This is a genomic window from Chitinophaga sp. HK235 (genome assembly GCF_018255755.1).
Taxonomy (GTDB): Bacteria; Bacteroidota; Bacteroidia; order Chitinophagales; family Chitinophagaceae; genus Chitinophaga.
Map to the genome: position 1 here is coordinate 3278858 of NZ_CP073766.1, position 20708 is coordinate 3299565.

15 protein-coding genes are annotated in these 20708 nt (G+C 49.6%); 8 read left to right on the forward strand and 7 right to left on the reverse strand.

Features of this window, described 5'->3' with window-relative positions; all coding sequences use genetic code 11:
- Positions 1-413 precede the first annotated feature (413 nt).
- The 3 genes from KD145_RS11420 to KD145_RS11430 all read right to left on the reverse strand — a co-directional run bounded on the left by KD145_RS11420 (position 414) and on the right by KD145_RS11430 (position 2888).
- On the reverse strand, positions 414-1133 hold the full coding sequence (locus KD145_RS11420) for an SDR family oxidoreductase (protein WP_212006006.1): 720 nt from the start codon (positions 1131-1133) through the stop codon (positions 414-416).
- A gap of 71 nt (positions 1134-1204) precedes the next feature.
- On the reverse strand, positions 1205-2146 hold the full coding sequence (locus KD145_RS11425) for an AraC family transcriptional regulator (RefSeq protein WP_212006007.1): 942 nt from the start codon (positions 2144-2146) through the stop codon (positions 1205-1207).
- Between the two features lie 4 nt (positions 2147-2150).
- A complete protein-coding gene (locus tag KD145_RS11430; protein WP_212006008.1) occupies positions 2151-2888 on the reverse strand; it encodes a MarR family winged helix-turn-helix transcriptional regulator in 738 nt (245 codons plus the stop codon).
- A 106-nt stretch (positions 2889-2994) separates the two neighbouring features.
- Between KD145_RS11430 and KD145_RS11435 the strand changes: the two genes are divergently transcribed.
- Complete coding sequence (locus tag KD145_RS11435) at positions 2995-3504, forward strand: hypothetical protein (RefSeq protein WP_212006009.1); 510 nt, start codon at positions 2995-2997, stop codon at positions 3502-3504.
- Between the two features lie 93 nt (positions 3505-3597).
- On the opposite strand, the gene KD145_RS11440 is transcribed toward KD145_RS11435, so the two are convergent.
- Entirely contained in the window at positions 3598-4017 is a 420-nt protein-coding gene (locus KD145_RS11440; protein WP_212006010.1) for a DUF3995 domain-containing protein, read from the reverse strand.
- Positions 4018-4159: 142 nt separating this feature from the next.
- Here KD145_RS11440 and KD145_RS11445 point away from each other — a divergent pair, with 142 nt between their 5' ends.
- Positions 4160-5833 (forward strand): DUF6138 family protein, encoded by a 1674-nt coding sequence (locus KD145_RS11445; RefSeq protein WP_212006011.1) that lies wholly within the window; start codon positions 4160-4162, stop codon positions 5831-5833.
- A 112-nt stretch (positions 5834-5945) separates the two neighbouring features.
- Here the strand turns inward: KD145_RS11445 and KD145_RS11450 are convergent, their stop codons facing one another.
- The 3 genes from KD145_RS11450 to KD145_RS11460 all read right to left on the reverse strand — a co-directional run bounded on the left by KD145_RS11450 (position 5946) and on the right by KD145_RS11460 (position 11745).
- A complete protein-coding gene (locus tag KD145_RS11450) occupies positions 5946-7325 on the reverse strand; it encodes an efflux transporter outer membrane subunit (protein WP_212006012.1) in 1380 nt (459 codons plus the stop codon).
- A gap of 26 nt (positions 7326-7351) precedes the next feature.
- Entirely contained in the window at positions 7352-10513 is a 3162-nt protein-coding gene (locus KD145_RS11455; protein ID WP_212006013.1) for an efflux RND transporter permease subunit, read from the reverse strand.
- Positions 10514-10596: 83 nt separating this feature from the next.
- Entirely contained in the window at positions 10597-11745 is a 1149-nt protein-coding gene (locus KD145_RS11460; protein ID WP_212006014.1) for an efflux RND transporter periplasmic adaptor subunit, read from the reverse strand.
- A gap of 218 nt (positions 11746-11963) precedes the next feature.
- Here KD145_RS11460 and KD145_RS11465 point away from each other — a divergent pair, with 218 nt between their 5' ends.
- From KD145_RS11465 to KD145_RS11490, 6 genes are all read left to right on the forward strand, one after another.
- Positions 11964-12614, forward strand: a complete 651-nt coding sequence (locus KD145_RS11465; RefSeq protein WP_212006015.1) for a metalloregulator ArsR/SmtB family transcription factor — start codon at positions 11964-11966, stop codon at positions 12612-12614.
- A gap of 67 nt (positions 12615-12681) precedes the next feature.
- Positions 12682-13260, forward strand: coding sequence for an RNA polymerase sigma-70 factor (locus KD145_RS11470; protein ID WP_212006016.1), 579 nt, complete (start codon positions 12682-12684; stop codon positions 13258-13260).
- Between the two features lie 73 nt (positions 13261-13333).
- The gene (locus tag KD145_RS11475) at positions 13334-14398 is read left to right on the forward strand and encodes a FecR family protein (RefSeq protein WP_212006017.1); all 1065 of its coding nucleotides are present in this window, start codon (positions 13334-13336) and stop codon (positions 14396-14398) included.
- 228 nt (positions 14399-14626) lie between these two features.
- On the forward strand, positions 14627-17857 hold the full coding sequence (locus KD145_RS11480) for a TonB-dependent receptor (RefSeq protein ID WP_212006018.1): 3231 nt from the start codon (positions 14627-14629) through the stop codon (positions 17855-17857).
- A 16-nt stretch (positions 17858-17873) separates the two neighbouring features.
- A complete protein-coding gene (locus tag KD145_RS11485; protein WP_212006019.1) occupies positions 17874-19358 on the forward strand; it encodes a RagB/SusD family nutrient uptake outer membrane protein in 1485 nt (494 codons plus the stop codon).
- Positions 19359-19369: 11 nt separating this feature from the next.
- Positions 19370-20707, forward strand: a complete 1338-nt coding sequence (locus KD145_RS11490; protein WP_212006020.1) for a glucoamylase family protein — start codon at positions 19370-19372, stop codon at positions 20705-20707.
- Position 20708: the final 1 nt, after the last annotated feature.

Genomic DNA, 20708 nt, shown 5'->3' on the forward strand with positions numbered 1-20708 from the left:
TTTGAACTTTATTGGTTTTTCGCTACTGGTGATAACTGCTCCCCGCCTGCTGCTCCGGGAGATAAAAATTTTCTGTTATGGTATATCCAGAGAAAAGAATTCCTGCGCATGCTCCTGCATCCGAAAATTTTGCTGCGCCATAAACATGTACTTCCAATGATTCGGGGGATGATACCTGACTCTACATACATCGGGGCCACACTTGTAGCATCATTGCAACATTACAACAGTGGAAAAAGGGATTATGTTCAAAGGGGTTGAAAGTTTCACACAAAGCAGTAAAGCAGCAAAGGTATTTTGTTGAATACCATTTGCTGCTTTACGTGTCTGCTTCAGCGTTATTTTCACGATATGGTGAAGGGCCTGTAATCAGAAGAAAAAAGCGGGCTCCTGCGGCTGCCGGTATATGTCCGTTACAGACTCAATCCTCCGTCGCAACGTAGCACCGTACCCGTTGTATTGGTATTGCACATCAGAAACAGGATGGCTGCCGCTAACTCTTCCGGTTCTGCTACTTTGCCCACTGGTATTTGTGTTGCATAACCTTTAAACGCTTCCGCCTTGTTGGCTGCCGGCAGGAAGTCCCACCAGGGCGTATTTACGATACCGGGTGAAACCGCGTTGATACGTAAGGGTTGGAATTCTTTTGCGAGACCGGGTATCATAGTTTCCAGCGCACCGTTGATCGCCGCCAGACCGGAAGTGCCGGGCATTCTGCTGACACTGGAGATAGCCGTCACCAGGGTGATGCTCCCCTGCTTGCTCAGATAAGGCAAGGCTGCCTGCATTGTATCCAGCTGGGGCCAGAACTTGCCTTCAAAGCCGGCCCGCAGGTCCTGTAGCGATAAGTCACTGAACATACCACCGCCTTTGGCGCCACTGAGGGCTATCACCAGATGGTCTAACTGACCCTGTGCTGCGAAAAAAGCATCCAGCGATGCGCGGTTATTACTGTCCAGTACTTCAAGGCCTGCAGTGGGGACCACTTTGGCTGCTTCCTCCAACCGGTCGGGGTTACGACCGGTAATTATCACCTGTGCTTTTTCCTGTACGAGCAATGCGGCAGTAGCCAGTCCGATACCGGAAGAACCTCCGGCGATAATCACTTTTTTGTTTTCTAAGGTGGTTGACATTTTCTTCATTTTTATGACTGTAAAATTGGGGCATAAAAAGAAGAGCATTGTTATCCGGATACTGCATAATCTTAACCGGATGCTGCATTTTTCCGATAAGCCATGGGCGTTTGTCCGGTTTTCTCCCGGAAGAAGCGGTTAAAGCCGGCAGGATCGCTGAAACTCAGCTGGTCAGATATAGCGGCAATGGTAGTATCAGTGTATCGCAAGGAGGCTTTGGCTTCCCTTACCAGCATGTCTGTAATCGCCTCGGATGCCGTGTGGCCGGTACTTTCCTTAATAGCCCTGTTCAAGTGATTAGGTGTGACACCCAGTATGGTGGCATAGTCGGCCACTTTTCTTTTGGTGAGAAAGTGTTCACTCACCAATTTTTTATATCGTGGCACCAGGTAGGTATGACCGGTATCATGGGTTGTCTGGTGCAGCTCCTGCCGGAGATAGCTACGCTTCAGTTCCAGGAGCAACAGGTACAGATACAATCGTATGGCTTTATCTCTTCCGTGGTGATGCTGCTGCAGTTCTGTATTGATCCGTTCCACAAAACCGGTGACAGCATCCAGCTCAGCAGGCAGCAGTTGCATAAAAGGAACACCTGCATAAGCGAAAAAAGGGAATTCGGCAGGAATTCTGTCTGGTGCAATGGTATCTTCCAGAAAAGCTGGATCAAACAGCAGATAGTATCCGAATGCATCATCGCTCAATCCGCGTTTGCTGAATATCTGTCCGGGGAAAGTGAAGCTGATGGTGCCATTGCCATGGGTGAAGTCTTCCAGCCCCAGTTGTATTTCCGTGACACCACGCACAGAGATGCTGATACGGTAATAGTCTGATTTGAGGGGTCCCATCTGCGAACGCACGCCCGCACTGCAATACAGCTCAAAACCTTTTATCTTCAGCTCCTCTTCCAGATTGCTGTATCCGAATGCGGTGGTATCTTCCGGCAGGCGGTGCAGGGGCCTGGATTCTTCCAGGCCATATTGCGGAATGGATGGATGATTCCTGCGGGTGGGCATAAGGCTATTTATAAAGTGATCGTATGATATCGTCTACCTGTTCTCCTTTTTGGGAGGCCATTTTCTTTTCCTTTTGTTTTATCTGTTTGCTGAAAGCGGCGGCAGCTTCCTCCGGTGCATCTTTTCCGTACAGCTGTTGCAGTACCTCATCTATTTTGCGGTGTTTGTTTTCCAGCAATACCTGCTGATGCCGATGCTGTAAGCTGCCCAGGATGCGGATCAGCGCCTGTTTGTCTTCTTCCTGCACATCATGGTACAACAGGTAAGTCACTTTATACAGGTAGCTGCCGATTTTTTTGAGCAGGGTATTTCCTTTGTCGGTGATGCTGATCAGTTTGGCCCTTTTGTCTTCCGGGTTGTTTTTTTCCGTGATGAAGCCCTTTTTATGCATCCTGTTGAGGATATCGATGCCGGTGGATTGTTCCATCAGTCCCAGGCTGATGATATCGGTTTTTTTTGCTTCTTTTTTGTATTTGATGATGTTGAGCAGGTAAAACCATTCCAGTTCTATGTCCGGCAGTTCTTTGAGGATCATTTTGGCGTAGGTGGTGTGCATGGCGCTCATGCGGCCTACCAGTTCGGTGATCACGCCGTCCATGTCGTGTGCAGGGATGGCGGCCTTTTCTTTTTTCTTTTTAGCATGGCGGCGCAGGTAATGCTCACAAAAATCGGCTACTGCCGGTTTTCCGGCCTGCTCCGAATAAGCCTCCCATTCAGCAATAAGTTCCAGTAACGGGCTCATACAATTAAACGATTCCGGTTAAAAATAAAACGATTCCGTTCTTTTTATAACGAAAATGTACTTCCTTTGTAAAGGTAAAGAACGAAACCGTAATTAATTATTTCATATGCAAACATTACTGGAAAAGTTAACAGCAGACTGCCAGGCCCTGTCTGACAGCCACATCACCGCTATCAACGATCTCGCGCTGCTCCTGGAAAGACATGCACTGAATAAATACGACGACGAAACCTTTCAGCAGGCACTATCCCATCGCCCGGACCTGGCCGCCCTGCATTTGAACGGATCCGATGTAACATCCCTGAAACACTTTCTGTTTTTTCTGCTGATGAACTACCCCGACAGAGCAGCCCTCAGCGCCCGTTGCCTGGTAAAATGTTACGACGCCTCCCTCACTCCCGGCATATGCCAGGCCATCGCTGCCTACTGGCAACAGGATGACGCCGCCACCTGCCGGCTCACAGACGCCATCACCTATGCACAGGGATATGATCAGTTCAGTGAAACAGTACTTACCTCGTTCAAAAAACTACATACGGAAGGCCTTCCGGAGACAAGGAAAACCATGTCACAGAAATTTGCCTATTACAAAAAGTTCTATGGAGCAGTACTGTAATGTCGGATGAGGCATAAGATACCCGCTGGAACTGCCGATAGCGCTGTACTTCCTGATGAATGACTTTTTACTACCAGAAAGTTAAACGTTTCATCATGCCATAGATACGATGATGCTCAATACAGCGATCAGCGCACAAAGCGGGGAAAACATCCGGGTATCGTTGCGGGCGAAGGGTGTATTTTTTATTTTTTTGAAGAAGCCTACATAGGTGAAATCTCCAATGGCCCTCAGCGTAAAAAGCAGTGCAATCCCCCTGGTGGCCCAGATGATCACATTTCTGCCCACCAGGGCATCAAAAACACCGGTGTTTCCGACCGTTACCACTGCAAATGCAAGGAGTCCCAGCGCCACTAACATCGTTGCAAACCAGCCCGGATCCAGCATCTGCCGGCCTTCTGTATTCACAGGCACCGCATCGCTGATTCCCCATTCTCCGCCAAAAGCCCAATAAAAATGAATTGCTGATAAAAAAATAAAGACACAGGTATTAATAACTATAGGTAGTAACATAACAAACATTTATAGCTGCAAAGGTAGTCTGTTCACTTTCTCATCGTCCTGATAAATATCATATAATCACTCCAACCCACAGAATAACTGGTATTTTTCCTAATTTGCCGGCGATAAAAAATTTTCATTCAATTTAACCCGCATGGAAAACCGCCACCAGACGATTGTCAACGATATTACTACTGCCGTAAGCCAACTGCTGCAGAAGATGGACGAGAGAACCGACGCTGTTAATATTACCCGCCGCTCTCCCCTGCAATCCGGCATATACACTTATGTACGTTTTTTTTATTACAAAGGAGCCGTGCATTGTTTTGTGGATAAAGGAGATAGCCGGCCCGACCTGAAATACGAAGGAACCGATTTCCCGGATGCTCCACTCACCGCTGAAGATGTAGCACAATTGATGCCTTCCCTGCAGCAACAGTTGGAACAACTGTATCGCACCTACGATAACAATCCCTTACTGGACTTCAAGTTTGAAGTATTCGCCAAGTTCAGGATCGACGAAAAATTCCTTAAACTGACCGCACTGAAAACAACCAGCGAAGTCAAAAAAACAGCCCTGTTAAAACAAATAGATCTTTATCTCACCCAAAAAATAAAAGAAGGACAGTATCCCACCAAAGATCTGGACACCACCTTCCTGGCACAGCATCTGCTGAGTCCGGCCTTATACCCGGAGATAGATGTACCAGCCATCAAAACTATCTTTGAAAAAATACGGGAACTCAACAAAAGCAATAAAGATTCACAACGTACGCATCAGCATTATATCACCTATGCGCTCAGATGCTGGGCAGAAGAGCATTTTCTACCCGTATATTATAACGTTGCCAAGAATGGCTGGGCAGGCCCGGTATATACTTTAGTGGATGCCGGTCAACGGCCAGCGCCTTCCAAATCACAGCTTGACCTGCTGGTCTATGCCGGTATCAGCATCGTCCGGTATGAGCCTAATTACAGCAGACCTACCGGAGTGGGCTTCATCGAAAAAGCCAAAGAACTGGGCAGCAAACAGGCCGGCAACATCCTGAAAACCGGCAGCGACACCTTCAGCAAGGAAGATATGCAATACAGCGATGCCGACCTTACCTGCACGGCCAACGATGTATTTGCCACTTTCAGCATTACGTTTAAAAATGAAACAGAAGAAGCTTATAGCAAAGCCATTACGTTCATCTGCAACCTGCTGGAAAAAGACTTCCCACCTAGCTATGAGATAAAATGCAAATCCAAAACCAAAGAAGTGCTTCCTATCAAAGGACTGGGCAAGTCATCTACCCAACGCTTCTTCGCCAATGCCCTGCAATACCCCGGACTGTACCCGCTGCTGGAGAAATATGTCAGACTGGCCATCCGCCACGAATTTGAATGGTACAATGATGTGGAAGCAGAACAGTGTTGCTGTCCGGGCACCTACGCCGTATTCGGTCTGGCATTGGCCAGCGACAGTTACTTCCCGCTATTGCGCGAGTACCTCAAACAGGTAGACGATGAGCACCAGTCCGTTCAAAATCATTTCCTCGTCAAGTTTGTACAGCAGTATGGCGTCAATCCGGTCACCATCCCCACCCTTATAGACTTACTGTATTGCGCGTCGGACAACATCAAACCCATCAAAGAGCTGAAAGCCTTTGAAACAGCTGAAAACATGGCACTATTGCTGGAAAACACAGCATCCATGGAAGGTTATGAGGTAGAACGTGTATGTTGGTTTATATGGGGAGCTAAGGACAAACTCGCCGCACTGGCTAAAAAGAAGGGACCACTGACTGAATATTATACTCAACTTCTAACGGTGATTAATTCCTGATACTACTGATGTTCCTGATGAGCGAAGACTTACAGCACCTGTTCTACATAAAATGCCTTGCTGGTTATCTTATCATCATCTTGTTGATCTTCGCTCATCAGTACTATCAGTATTAATCATGGTTTCCTAAGGAACGATATAACGCAATCACCGCCAGCCATTGCTGCAGCTGATCGTTAATACGCCCCATCTGTGCACTTAATAAATTCTGTTCAGATGTTAACACATCTGTATAGTTGGTAGCGGAGCTGTAACGCAACAGCTCTTTGGTGAAGTCTACTGCTTTCTCCAGCGATGCCAGCTGTTTTTCACGACTCTCCTTTTTTTCTGAAGCAGATGCCAGGGAATAGAGTGCATCTGATACTTCCTTCCCTGCTGTCAGCATGGTTTTACTGAAGTTGTACAATGCTTCCTGCTGTCTGGCGGTGGCAGTGGCCAGCCGGGCTTTGTTAAGACCTTTGTTAAAAACAGGCTGTGTGAGGCCACCGATGATATTGCCAAACAGGCCGCTGTTGGTGAACCACTGACTGAAGTCGAAGCTGGAGAAACCACCGGCAGCGGTGATACTAAGGGAAGGATAAAAGGCCGTGCGGGCAATGTTCGTATTTTCAAAAGCCTGACGGAAAGCATATTCCGCTGCTTTTACATCCGGCCGGTATTGCAGCAGTTGAGCGGGCACGCCGGTAGACAGGTCCTGCGGCAACTGCTGGGCCGACATCACGCTGCGGACTACAGGGCCCGGAGGCAATGCCAGGAGTATGGATAACGCATTTTCTGTTTCTCTGATCTGTCGTTTTACATCAGGTATGGCCACGGCAGCGGCATACTGGTTGGCTTCACTTTGTACCACTGCTGCACCGTTTACTACACCAGAGGCTTTCAGATCGCGCATACTATTCACATCTTCTTTTCTGTTATCCAGCGTTTGCTGTAATACCAGCAGTTGTTGATCCAGCGCCAGCAGCGTATAATAAGTACTGGCAATATCGGCCACCAGACTGCTTTGTATGGCCTGCTGTGCAGCCACGGTATTTAATAACGCTGCCTGTGCAGCTCTTTTGCTGCTACGCAGTTTGCCCCATATATCCGCTTCCCAGCTGGCAGTGACACCTACATCATACTGTGTGGCATTGTTCACCAGGCCATACCCTTGGGGGAAGGCCAGCCTGGACTGTTTAACGGAAGCATTTGCATTAACATCCGGAAGAAAGGCCAGCTTACTCTGTTTTAGAGCTGCCTGTGCCGCCACAATACGCTGCATGGCCATTTTGAGGTCCAGATTTTCGCGGATACCCCGTGCAATCAGTTGTTGCAGTAGCGTATCAGTAAAAAACTCCTGCCAGGGTTTAGCCGCAATGGTGTTGGTATCTGTACCAGCATGATCGCGGTACTGCGCTGCAGCAGGGAGTTCCGGCCGCTGGTAGCGCTCAGTGACCTTGCAGGCAGCTGTCAGCAGCACGAGTGCCATCAGCCAGGTATATTTGTTGTTCATCGTTGTTACTTTTAAAATCAGAAAAATTACATCGCCATTTCTTCCAGCAGCTCTTCAGCTTCTTTCTCTCTGGGTGCTTTGCCGCTGATCCGTTCCTGTAAAGCCTGGAACAGGACGAAGAGCGCAGGTATCACGAATACACCGAACACTGTACCGATCAACATGCCTCCTACGGCGGCCGTACCGATAGAACGGTTGCTCAGCGCACCTACACCGGATGCCAGCATCAGCGGCAACAAGCCGAAGATGAAAGCAAAGGATGTCATCAGGATAGGCCGCAAACGCGCGGCGGCACCGGAGATCGCCGCTCTTACCAGGCTTAACCCGCTGTTACGCCGCTGCACGGAAAACTCCACGATCAGGATGGCATTTTTGGCCAGCAGTCCTATCAGCATAATGAGACTGATCTGCAGGAAGATATTGTTGTCGAGGCCTGCGAGGCGGGCAAACAGGAAAGCGCCTGCCAGTCCTATCGGTAATGATAACAGCACCGCAAAAGGCAGGATATAACTTCTGTACTGGGCACTCAGCAGGAAATAAACAAACAGCAGACACAAAGCAAAAATGAGCATGGTCTGGTTGCCGCTGGAGATCTCTTCCCTTGTCAGTGCACTGAAGTCGAAGTCTGTACCGCGAGGCAGCGTGGATGCAGCCACTTCTTTAATGGCCCTGATGGCATCACCAGAGCTGTAACCATTGTTGGGCGCACCTGTTACAGCAGCAGAAGTATACAGGTTAAAGCGGTTGATGAATTCCGGACCACTGGTTTTTTGCAACGTAAGGAAAGCAGATACCGGCGCCATCGCTCCTTTGTTGTTGCGGACGAAGATTTTGTTGAGGTCTGCTTCTTCCGCGCGGTAGTTGGGATTGGACTGTAACAGCACCTTGTATTGTTTACCAAAGCGGTTAAAATCTGATGCGTAGATGCCACCCAGGTATCCCTGCATGGTGCGGAGCAGGCTGTTGACCTCTATACCGGCTTCCTTACAGCGGGCCACGTCTACCTTTACTTCGTATTGTGGCAGATTGGTATTAAAAGGTGTAGCGGCATACATGATTTCCGGCCGTTTGTTCAGTTGCTCCATGAACTTGTCTACTGTTGAGCCGAAATCCTTGTAGCTGCCACCTGTTTTGTCGAGCAGCTGCATTTCAAAACCGCTGCTGTTACCAAAGCCCTGCAGGGTGGGAGCTGCAAAGAAGATGATGTTGGCGCCTTTGATGGCAGCTGTTTGCTGGAACAGTTTTGCAACCAGGCTGTTGATGTCCTGTCCCGGCCCTGTCCTTTCCTTCCAGGGTTTGAGCGCGATGAACATGGCACCGTAAGAGCCGCCGGTACCGCTGATAAGGTTCATACCTGCCAGTCGGGAAGTGACGGCCACTTCAGGCATAGCGCGGGCGATGCTGTCTATCTGATCAGCGATCTTCAATGTCTGATCCATGGTAGAAGCAGGTGGCAGGATGATATCCCCATAGATGGCGCCGGAGTCTTCGTTGGGCACAAAACCGGTAGGTGTTGTTTTCAGGAAAAACACCAGGATACCGGCAAACACAGCGATAGCGCCCAGTGCCAGCCATTTTCGGGCTATCAGGAGTTTTACAATACGTATATACCTTCCCGTTACAGCGGCAAAGCCCGCATTAAAGGCAGTGTAAAACCGCTGCAGCAGGGACTTTTTAGCATGTGCTGCGGGATCATGAGGTTTGAGCAGGATGGCGCAGAGTGCAGGACTGAGCGTCAGCGCATTGACAGCGGAGATGATGATAGCCACCGCTAGTGTGAGACCGAACTGTTTGTAAAATACACCCGCAGAGCCGGTGATAAAGGTAACCGGCACAAATACTGCCGACATGATGAGGGTGATGGAAACAATTGCCGTGCTGATTTCGCTCATCGCGTGCATCGTTGCTTTCCTGGCGGATCTGGCGCCCTGGTCCAGTTTGGCGTGTACCGCCTCCACCACTACAATGGCATCATCCACCACAATACCGATGGCCAGCACCAGCGCAAAGAGGGTCAGCAGGTTCAGTGTAAAACCGAATATCTTCAGGAAGAAGAAGGTACCGATAATAGCCACTGGTACAGCGATAGCGGGGATAAGGGTAGAACGGAAATCCTGCAGGAAGATAAATACCACGATGAACACCAGGATGAAGGCTTCAAAGATGGTCTGTATCAGTTTGGCAATAGAGGCGTCGAGGAAACTGTTCACATTGATAAAAACGGCCATCTTTACGCCGGGTGGGAAATTGACTTTAGCTTTTTCGAAAACCTTTTCCACTTCCTGTACCACCTCGTGAGCGTTGGAGCCGGCAGTCTGGCTCACCGCGCCACCGGAGGAAGGATATCCCTGTGCAGTAAGTTCTGTGGCATAGTTGAAAGCCCCCAGCTCTACATCCGCCACATCTTTGAGGCGCAGCAGCTGACCGTTGCCGGTAGCGCGGATGACGATGTTTTCAAACTGTTCAGGCTTTTCGAGACGGCCGGTATATTTCAGGATATACTGGAATGTTTTTTTGCTGTTCTCGCCCAGTTTACCCGGGGCAGCTTCTATGTTCTGTTCTGCGAGGGCTGCGATCACATCGTCGGGCACCAGGCCATAGGAGGCCATTACATCAGGGCGGAGCCAGATACGCATGGAATAAGCCTGATCACTCCATACCTGCACATCTCCAACACCCGATATCCTTTTCAGTTCGGGCAGGATGTTGATGCGCATGTAGTTGTCGAGGAAACTTTCGTCATAGGATTTGTTTTCGCTGTACAGCAGGAAACCAAAGACTTCACTATTGAGTTTTTTGGTGGTGGTGATACCGGTTTTGATTACTTCGGCGGGCATGAGGCCAGTGGCTTTGGCCACTCTGTTCTGTACGTTAACAGCAGCCAGATCCGGATCAGTGCCCTGTTTAAAATTAACCGTGATCACGGCCATACCGTCGTTGCTCGCTTTAGACGTCATATAGGTCATGTGTTCCACACCGTTGATCTGTTCTTCCAGCGGGATGATGACGCTTTTCATGACTACATCAGCGTTGGCTCCCTGATAGGAGGCGGTTACTTCCACGGTGGGCGGGGCTATTTCCGGATATTGTGAGATGGGCAGGGAGAGCAGTCCGAGCACCCCCAGTATCACGATGATAATGGAGATGACGGTAGACAATACCGGGTTATCGATGAATTTTTTCAGCATACAATCATTTTTAAAAAGACAAAGCAGTAGCTACAGCACCGGAATATACCGGTACCGGAATAGCGTGTTACGCAGACAAATCCTTATCTGGCGGCGGTAGTAGTGGGTGTTGCCACTGGTTTTATTTTAATACCGTCTTTCAGGGAGCCGATTCCTTCAGTGACGATTTTGTCGCCGGAATGGAGGCCGTTGCTGACGATATAGGCGTCACCGGAGGACTGTTGACCTACTTGTATTTCCCTGACATGCGCTGTGCCGGCGGCATCCACGGTGAAGACAAATTTTTTGCCCTGCATTTCGTAGGTGGCTTTGGCGGGTACTACGATAGCATCGGTCACCGGTTGGGAGATACGGACTACGGCGCTGCTTCCGCTGCGGATGAGGCCAGCCTTGTTGTGAAATGTAGCGCGCATGCTGATGGCGCCGGTGCCGGTGTTGATCTGGCCGCCGGTAGCTTCTACCTGTCCTTTTTCCGGATAGGCGTTACCGTTAGCGAGGATCAACTGTACAGGCGGCAGTTTTTTCAGTTGTGTTTCCAGCGAGGCGCTGGCATCAGTGCCGGCCAGGTCGAGGAACTGCTTTTCTGTAAAAGAGAAGTATACGTGTACGTTAGAGATATCGGAGAGAATGGTCAGGGGCTGTTCACTGCTGCTGGCCACCAGGCTGCCGATTTTATAGGGCAGGGAGCCAATCACTCCATCGGCAGGGCTGTAGATGGTAGTATATCCCAGGTTGACGCGCGCATTCTGAAGACTGGCTCTGGCCTGGGCCAGTTCGGCTTCGCGGGCCTGCACTGCCAGTTCTGCCGCTTCCAGTTCGTAGTTGCTGACGATCTCTTTTTTCACCAGCGGCGTTACCTTGCGGACCTGCATGCGGGCGGTGTTGACAGCAGCTTCGGCGCTTTTGATGGCTGCCTGTGCGGTGAGCACTTCCTGCTCATATTGCGGGGCATTGATTTTAAAGAGTAGCTGACCTTTTTTCACAGTGGCCCCTTCGTCTACCAATATCTGTGCTACATAACCATCTACCTTCGGTCTTATTTCTATGTTCTGCTGACCGCGTACGGTGGCAGGATAGTCCATATTAAGCGTGGCGGCAGCAGGTTGTAATGTTACTACAGGAAAAGGCTGGGGTTCACTGGAGTAATCGGCTGCCGGTTTATTGTTGCCGCAGGCTGTCAGAATAGAAAGCACCACCATGGCAGCAGTTTTGTGTGATAATGTTTGCATCATTTCATGGTTTTAATGACACCGTTGCGGATAAGCATGGCACAGCCGTTCCGCAGTATGGGTACTGCAGCAGGTATTGCTTGCCATTCTTTATGGGCACGGGAATGAAGGCTGAAAATAGTCGCCCCTGTCAGTCCAGGAGCGGATTTCCGGCGATTGATTGTTTATCTGATGCAAAAATAGTAAATTTGTGAATAAACCAAATAAACACTTTGTTTATTATGAATAATAATTTGCAGGAGAATGAAAAGGCGTTGTTGATATTAAAGTCCAAAGGCCCGCAACCACTGGCAGTGGTGGCAGAAGCCCTGGGTATAACGGTGGAGGGTGCACGCTTTCAACTGCTGAAGCTGGCTAACGACGGGCTGGTACAAGCCACATCCGTATCCAAAGGCAAAGGCAGGCCACAACAGATATGGTCGCTTACCAAACAGGGGCACTGCCGTTTTCCTGATTCGCATGCAGAGCTGACCGTCCGCCTGATCAATTCGATACGAGACACTTTAGGGCCGGAGGCTTTGCAGCAGGTGATAGAAAGCAGTAAGAAGACCAGTCTTGAAAAGTATCTGCAGGCCACCGGGAGTGAAAACACATTGGAAGGTAAAATCAACAAACTGGCGGAAGCCCGTGATGCAGAAGGTTATATGGCCTGTGTAGAAAAAGACGGTGACGGCTATATGCTGATTGAGAACCACTGTCCTATCTGTGTAGCGGCCGAAGTATGCCAGGGCTTCTGTACGGCAGAGCTGGACACGTTCCGCACGGTGATGGGAAAAGACACACAGGTAAAACGTGTAGATCATTTACTGTCGGGTGCCAGACGCTGTGCTTACCGTATATCTCCAGCACAGCCGGGCAAAGCGGAGCACTGACATTTGTCACTGTTGACGGCCGGTATTGATTTTTATTTTATCTTGAGCGCCAAGCAGCTTATGCCAGATGCTCCCTGCCAACAACATACCGGAATTGCAGCGCCGTATTAGCCTATATGACGACGAAACCGCCTACAAGGAGCTGTTCCTGCATTTCTATGAGCCACTGGTACAGTTTGCCGACTCCTTCGTCCGTTCCGGACAAATAGCAGAAGAAGTAGTATCCGATGTGTTTATCAATATATGGGAAGGCCGTCAGCGGCTCGAGCAGATAGACAATCTGCGTGTATACCTTTACGTCAGCACTAAAAATATTGCCCTTAAATACCTGATGCGGCAACAGAAAAAAGCAGCGTTGTCACTCGATGAGATCACACCGGATATGGAGAGCCCGCACTACAATCCGGAAGAACAGCTGATCAGCGCCGAACTGCTGGCCCGCTTTGAACAGGCGGTGAGTGAACTGCCTCCCCGTTGTAAACTCATCTTCAAACTCATCAAGGAAGATGGTCTCCGCTACAAGGAGATCGCCGAAATTCTCAATGTCTCCATCAAAACCATCGACAACCAGCTGGCCATAGCCCTGGCCAGGATAGCCCGCGCCATCAATACTTCCTTCAAAAAAACACAGCGGCTTCAGCCCTGAAATTTTTTTTATTCCCCTTTGGTAGATTTTGTGAAAAAAGAGATCCTATAGGTAGAGCATCTTATTTCACGTTATGAATACCAGACGTATTTGGGAACTGATGGCAAGGAAACTGGCCAATGAAGCTACTGCAGCAGAACTGCAGGAGCTGGTGTCGTTACTCAGGGAACACCCTGATCTGGAGCTGCCTGCCGGTCTGGTAGATGAACTGTGGCAAAAAACCACTGCCGCCAGCCATGAGGAGCAGGCTGCAGATGCACATGCCCGGCATATCAGCCGTATGCAGACCCTGGGCATCTCTATTGGAACTCCCCCTGCAACACCGCTCCGGCCTGTACGTAGCTATCGCCGTTACCTATGGGCCGCCGCCGCCACTACGGGCATCGTATTAGCCCTTGGCACCTGGTGGTGGTCTTCTTCCAACACCCTACCCGCTGTACAAAGTGAAGTAGCCACCAAAAATGGTTCACGCACCTCCATACAACTGGCCGACGGCACCCGCGTATGGTTGAATGCCGGCAGCAAACTCACGTACAGCAAGGATTTCGGAAAAAACGACCGCAGTGTGACCCTCTCCGGTGAAGCCTTTTTTGATGTCGCCAAACAGGCAGATCATCCTTTTATCATTCACACCACCAACATGGACATCCGCGTGTTGGGCACCCGATTTAACATCCGGTCATATCCCGGCGACAAAACCACCGAAGCGGCATTGATATCCGGCAGCATAGAAGCTATCGTAAAAAACAATGCTACCCGGATCATTCTTAAACCCAGTGAAAAAATCGTGGTACTAAACAGGACACCTGCAGTACGTCCGGCCGGAACAGCCACTGCTGCTGATTCCGGCGCGGTAACGCTCAGTCATGTGTCTTACTATGCAGCACAAACCACCGCCATCACGGAAACATCCTGGATGGAAAACAAACTGGTATTTAAAGATGCGTCTTTTGCCGAACTGGCGCAGCAGATGGAACGGTTTTACGGGGTAACCGTCCAGTTCAGGAACGAGCAGCAGCAACAGCTCCGGTTTACCGGTGTATTTGCGCTCGAAACAGTCCAGCAGGCCTTAAATGCGCTACAGATGACTGCCAGCTTTCACTACGAGATACAGCACGATACAATCATTATCTACTAACAGTAAAAACGTTATGAACTCACACCAGATTAACAGTTCCTGAAATAACAACCAAAAAACAAAAACGGGAAATGCGCCAACATTTCCCGCCGAAGATCAAAAGGAAAACCTGCCAACACGCTAAGCCGCAGGTTTCCATCACTTTTCACCTCTAGATTTAAAAGTATGAAAATATCGCTAAAATTTAGGGACAGGTACTCCTATGCCCTGAAAAAAGCTTTCTTAGTTATGAAACTCACCACGTTATTACTGTTGGCGTGTTTTCTCCAGGTATCAGCAGCGCTGAAGGGACAAGGTACCATCACCCTTAAGCTGAAAAAAACGGAGATCGCACAAGTGCTGAGTAGTATTGAACAGCAGGGTAACTACCGTTTTCTGTACAATAATGCTCTGACTGAAATCAGAAGAAAAGTAAATGTTGATGTGACCAATTCCGGACTGGATGCGGTGATGAACACCGTCTTTGCCGGTACTTCCCTCCGGTACAAACTCATCGAAAACAACCTGGTGGTGATCATGTCACAGGAGATCAAAGTGACCGGTAAAGTTACCAGCAAAAGTGACGGCTCGCCTATTCCGGGCGCCAGCGTTAGCTTGAAAGGTACTACCAAAGGCGCTGTCAGCGGCCCTGACGGACACTACTCCCTCACCGTGCCCGACAACGGCACGCTGGTAGTAAGTTTCATCGGTTACACTTCCCAGGAAATAGCTGTTAACAACCGCCAGACCATCGATATCGCCCTGGAAGAAGCTATCAGCCAGGTACAACAGGTAGTGGTAGTAGGTTACGGCGTACAGCGTAAAGTAGACATCACCGGTTCTATTACCCAGGTAAAGGGAGATGAAGTGAGCAAACAGCCCGTATCCAACGCTATGAGCGGCCTGCAGGGCAAAGTAGCCGGCGTACAGATCGTGAACGATGGCAAACCCGGCGCGGCTCCTACTATCCGCATCAGAGGTACAGGCTCCGTATACGGCAGCCAGAGCCCGTTGTACGTAGTAGATGGTGTGTGGTATGATGATATCAGCTTCCTCAACCCTGCGGACATCGAAAACATGAGCATCCTGAAAGATGCCTCCAGTGAAGCTATCTACGGTATCCGTGCAGCCAACGGCGTAGTACTGATCACTACCAGAAAAGGGAAAGCCGGCAGAGCCACCGTGAACTATACTGGTTTTGTAGGTATGCAAAAGGCCACCAACAAAGTAAAAATGGCCGATGCTAAAGAATACGCTACCATCATCAATGAACTGAGCGCCATCAATGGTAAAGCTCCGCTGCTGAATCCGAATGATTATGGCAAAGGAACAGATTGGTTTAAAGAAGAATTGAGGAATGCACTTGTTACTAACCATCAGTTATCCGTAAGCGGTGGTACAGAAAAATCAACCTATAACTTCTCACTTGGATATCTCAAGCAGGACGGTCTTGTTAAAACCAATGATTTCAACAGAATAACTGCCCGTCTGCAAAATGATTTTCAGGTTTTCGAACCATTGAAGATAGGCTATACCGTTACTGCAGCAGCCTATAATACCAATGATATTCCTGACTTTTATTTAGGTCAGCTGTATACTTCGGCTCCGGTAGTAGCAGTCCGTAACCCGGATGGCTCCTATGGTGATCCTGCTTTGCTGAATCTTGGAACCGGTGCTGGTAAAAACCCTCAGGCTACACTGGACTTTTATGATCAGAACACCAAACGCCGGGTAGTGACCGGAAACGTATATGCCGATCTTCGTTTTGCGAAACACTTCGTTTTCCACACCAGTGTTGGCGGGGAATATGGTGACAGTACCATCCGCAACTATACGCCACAGTACAGTGCCACTACCAACCAACGTAACAACATCAGCAAACTGACACGCACCAATTCCAACCGTCAAAGCTGGATCGTTGAAAACACCCTCACCTATGACAACAAATTTGGTGATCATAACCTGAAAGTATTGGCCGGTCAGTCTGCCCAGCAATACAAATTCTACAAACTGATTGCCACTGCCGATAATGTACCCAACAGCAGTGAAGGTGATATGTACCTCAGACTGGGCAATACCGATGGCCGCTCCGTGAAAGATGAAGGAGATCTGTACGCAGTATCTTCCTATTTCGGACGGATCAACTATGCCTATAAAGATAAATACCTGCTGACCGCCTCCATGCGTGCTGACGGTGCCTCCAAATTCTACGGCAACCAGCGCTGGGGTTATTTCCCTTCTGTTGGACTAGGCTGGGTGATCAGCGAAGAACCGTTCCTGAAAAACACTAAAATATTCGACAACCTGAAACTGCGTGGCAGCTGGGGTAAAGTCGGTAATGCTTCTGTTCCCGGCTTTCTCGCGGTACAGCGTGTTACACAGGACCCGTTCATGACAGCCATATTCGGCGGTGGCGTGTATACAGGTGCCAGCATCAATACCATCGTTCCTCCGCAGCTTTACTGGGAACGTGCAGCCGGAACAGATATCGCTCTGGAAGCCACCGTACTGCAAAACAGGTTGTTTATGGAAGCCGGTTTTTATAACCGTAAAACACAGCAGGCCATTTTCGAAGTACCTTTCCCCAGCTCTGTAGGTACCCAATCAGGCACTATCCTCGCCAACCAGGCCGACTTCCAGAACCGTGGCTGGGAATTTGCCGCCAACTGGAAAGATGATCTGAAAAATGGTTTCAGTTATTCCGTAGGTGCCAACATGAGCATCAACAACAATAAAGTATTGTCTGTAAACACCGGTGGCAATCCCATCTATGGTGGCGGCGACGCATCCACTGGTGGCGCGCTGGCTACCCGTACTGTAGTAGGTCAGCCTATAGGCCAGTACTATGGTTATATCGTAGACGGTATCTTCCAGAATCAGGCTGAAGTAGACGCCTCTGCGCAACCCAAAGCCAAACCAGGCGACTTCAAATACCGCGATGTGAATGGTGACGGCGTAGTAGATCCTAAGGACAGAGTACCTATCGGCAACCCTAATCCTAAATACACCTACGGCATCAATTCTTCCTTCAGCTATAAGAACTTTGACCTGGCACTCGAATTCCAGGGCGTAGCTGGTGTAGATGTGTATAACGCCAACCTGGGCCTGCGCTTTGGTAACGAAAACTTCACCAAGGAATTTTATGACAAACGCTGGCATGGTGAAGGCACCTCCAACACCTATCCATCTGCCAATATCGGTGGTGGCCAGAACTACCTGCCCAACCAGTTCTTCGTAGAAAACGGCAGCTACTTCCGGATCAGAAACATACAGCTGGGTTATACCCTTCCTAAAACAGTAACAGAGCGCTGGAAAATGCAAAGGCTGCGTCTTTACCTGAATGCACAGAATGCATTCAACTTCTTCAAATACCGTGGTTTCTCACCTGAAATCGGAGGCAAGCCTACCGGTGCCGGTATCGACAACAGCGTGTATCCGTTGTATGCAACCTACAACTTTGGTGTAAATGTGACCTTCTAATTTAAAGATGATGACCATGAAAAGAAATAAATCACTACATATAAACCGTATTGCCGGCTACGCACTGCCGATACTGCTGACCTTCACTGCCGGATGTGGCAAAAGTTTTCTCGAAGTGCCGCCACAGGGCCAGCAACCAGCACAGGAATTCTGGAAATCTGAAGCTGATGCCACCAAGGCCATGAACGCCGCATATGCTAACCTGCACGAATGGCGGCAGGTAGCCTTCGCAGCATTGGGCGTAGAAGATCTGGGATCTGACGAAACAGAAAAAGGTAGCGATCCTAACGATGCCAGCTTCTTCAACAACTTCGACAACTTTACCGTTACCGCCAGCGATGGCCAGGTAGCTGATTTCTGGAAAGGACAATATCAGGAAATCAACTTCTGCAACCAGGTGCTCGACAATGTACCCGGTATTAAAATGGATGAAGCGCTGAAAGCGCGCTACCTCGCAGAAGCCAAATTCCTCAGGGCTTATGCCCACTTCAGGCTGGTACGTGCCTACGGTGATGTGCCGCTGCGTTTAAAAGTCCCAAAAACACCGGAAGAATATGATCTTCCCCGTACACCTAAAGCGGAAGTATGGGCCGCCATTGAAAAAGATCTGACAGAAGCCGCTGCTGTACTGCCACAACGCTACCAGGCCACCGAAACCGGTAAAGCCACCAAAGGTGCTGCCCTGGCCTTACACGCCAAAGTAGCCATGTATCAGAAAAAATGGCAGGACGTGCTCAATTACACCAACCAGGTGATGGGCATGGGCTACAGCCTGTTCCCTGATTACGAAAAGATGTTCCGCGTCCAGAATGAAAACTGCGTGGAATCCATCTTTGAAATACAGTGTCAGCTGATCGTTGGTAATAAAGATGCCTCCAACTCCCAGTATTCCCAGATACAAGGCGTAAAAGATGAACCAGGAGGTGGCTGGGGTTTCAATACGCCTACACAGGCGCTGGTAGACGCCTACGAACCAGGTGATCCAAGGAAAATCGCCACTATCCTCTTCAGAGGCACCATAACCGCCGAAGGAGACAGTATCAGAATGGCAGGTGTAAACCGCCGTTTTAATTACAAATCATATGTTCCCTTCTCCATGCACCGTGATGGATATAATCAGGGCGCAGACCAGAACATACGCGTGATCCGTTATGCCGAAGTACTGCTGATGAACGCAGAAGCAGCCAATGAACTGGGCAACAGCGGCCAGGCCCTCAGCTCCCTCAATACTGTAAGAGCCAGAGCCCGGGGCGGTGACAACAGCATCCTCCCGGATGTGACCACCACCGACCCTACACAGCTGCGCCTCGCCATCTGGCATGAAAGACAAATAGAGCTCGCCATGGAACGCGACCGCTTTTTCGACGTAATCCGCCAGGGTAGAGCACCACAGGTATTCGGCCCATTAGGATTCAAAGCCGGTAAAAACGAAGTGTTCCCGGTACCGCAAACTGAAATTGATATTAGCTCCGGTAAACTGACACAGAATCCCGGATACTAAAAAAACCTGTCATGAGAATTGTGACCTATATATGCCTGATATGCCTGCTCACCTTTGGTGGGCAGGCACAGGTAAAACAAAGTGCTGAAAAACCAGACCTCCGCATCCAGCAAAACCTCAGCGACAGCGCCCTGCTGGACCTTGTACAAAAACAAACCTTCCGTTATTTCTGGGACTATGCACATCCGGTGTCCGGCCTTGCCCGTGAACGCAGCAACAAATCATTTGACTATGGCGATGAAGTAGTGACCACTGGCGGCTCCGGCTTCGGTATCATGGCCATCATCGTGGCCACCGAAAGAGGCTGGATCTCCCGCGACGCCGCGACAGAGCGGCTACTGAAAATAATCAACTTCCTCCGGAAAGCAGACAGTTATCACGGTGTCTTCCCCCACTGGCTCAACGGCGCCACCGGCAAAACCATCCCCTTCAGCCGCAAAGACGACGGGGCTGATCTCGTGGAAACATCCTTCCTCTTTGAAGGACTGCTCTCTGCCCGACAGTATTTCAACCGCGACGCGCCTAAGGAACAGGAACTGCGTGATAAAATCAACTGGACCTGGTACGAAGCCGAATGGGACTGGTTTACCCGCGACGGACGCAACGTGCTGTACTGGCACTGGAGCCCCAACAACGGCTGGAGCATGAACCATGAGCTCAGAGGATGGAATGAATGTTTCATCACTTATATCATGGCAGCCTCCTCACCGAAGTATCCGATCAAACCGGAAGTATATCACCAGGGCTGGGCCAACAGCTCCTACTTCCGTAACAACCGCACCTTCTTCGATATCAAACTGCCGCTGGGATTTAATTACGGAGGCCCGTTGTTCTTCTCCCACTATTCCTTTATGGGTCTTGATCCCCGGGGATTAAAAGACCGCTATGCCGACTACTGGGAGCAAAACAAAAACCACACCCTCATCAACCGGGAATACTGCGTGCGCAACCCCAAAGGCTTCAAAGGTTATGGCCCCAATGCCTGGGGACTCACCGCCAGCGATACCTACAACGGATACGATGCGCATTCACCGGAAAATGATCACGGTACTATCACTCCTACCGCAGCCCTGTCGGCATTTCCTTATACACCGGAATACTCCATGCAGGCGCTGAAACATTTTTATTATCAGCTGGGCAACAAGATCTGGAGCCAGTACGGTTTTACCGATGCCTTCAATGAAACACAGCAATGGTACGCCCAGTCGCATCTGGCCATCGATCAGGGACCGATCATCGTGATGATAGAAAACTACCGCAGCGGACTGTTATGGAAACTGTTTATGAGCTGCCCGGAGATACAACAGGGATTAAAAAAACTGGACATCAGTAGTCCGTATTTAAAGTAAC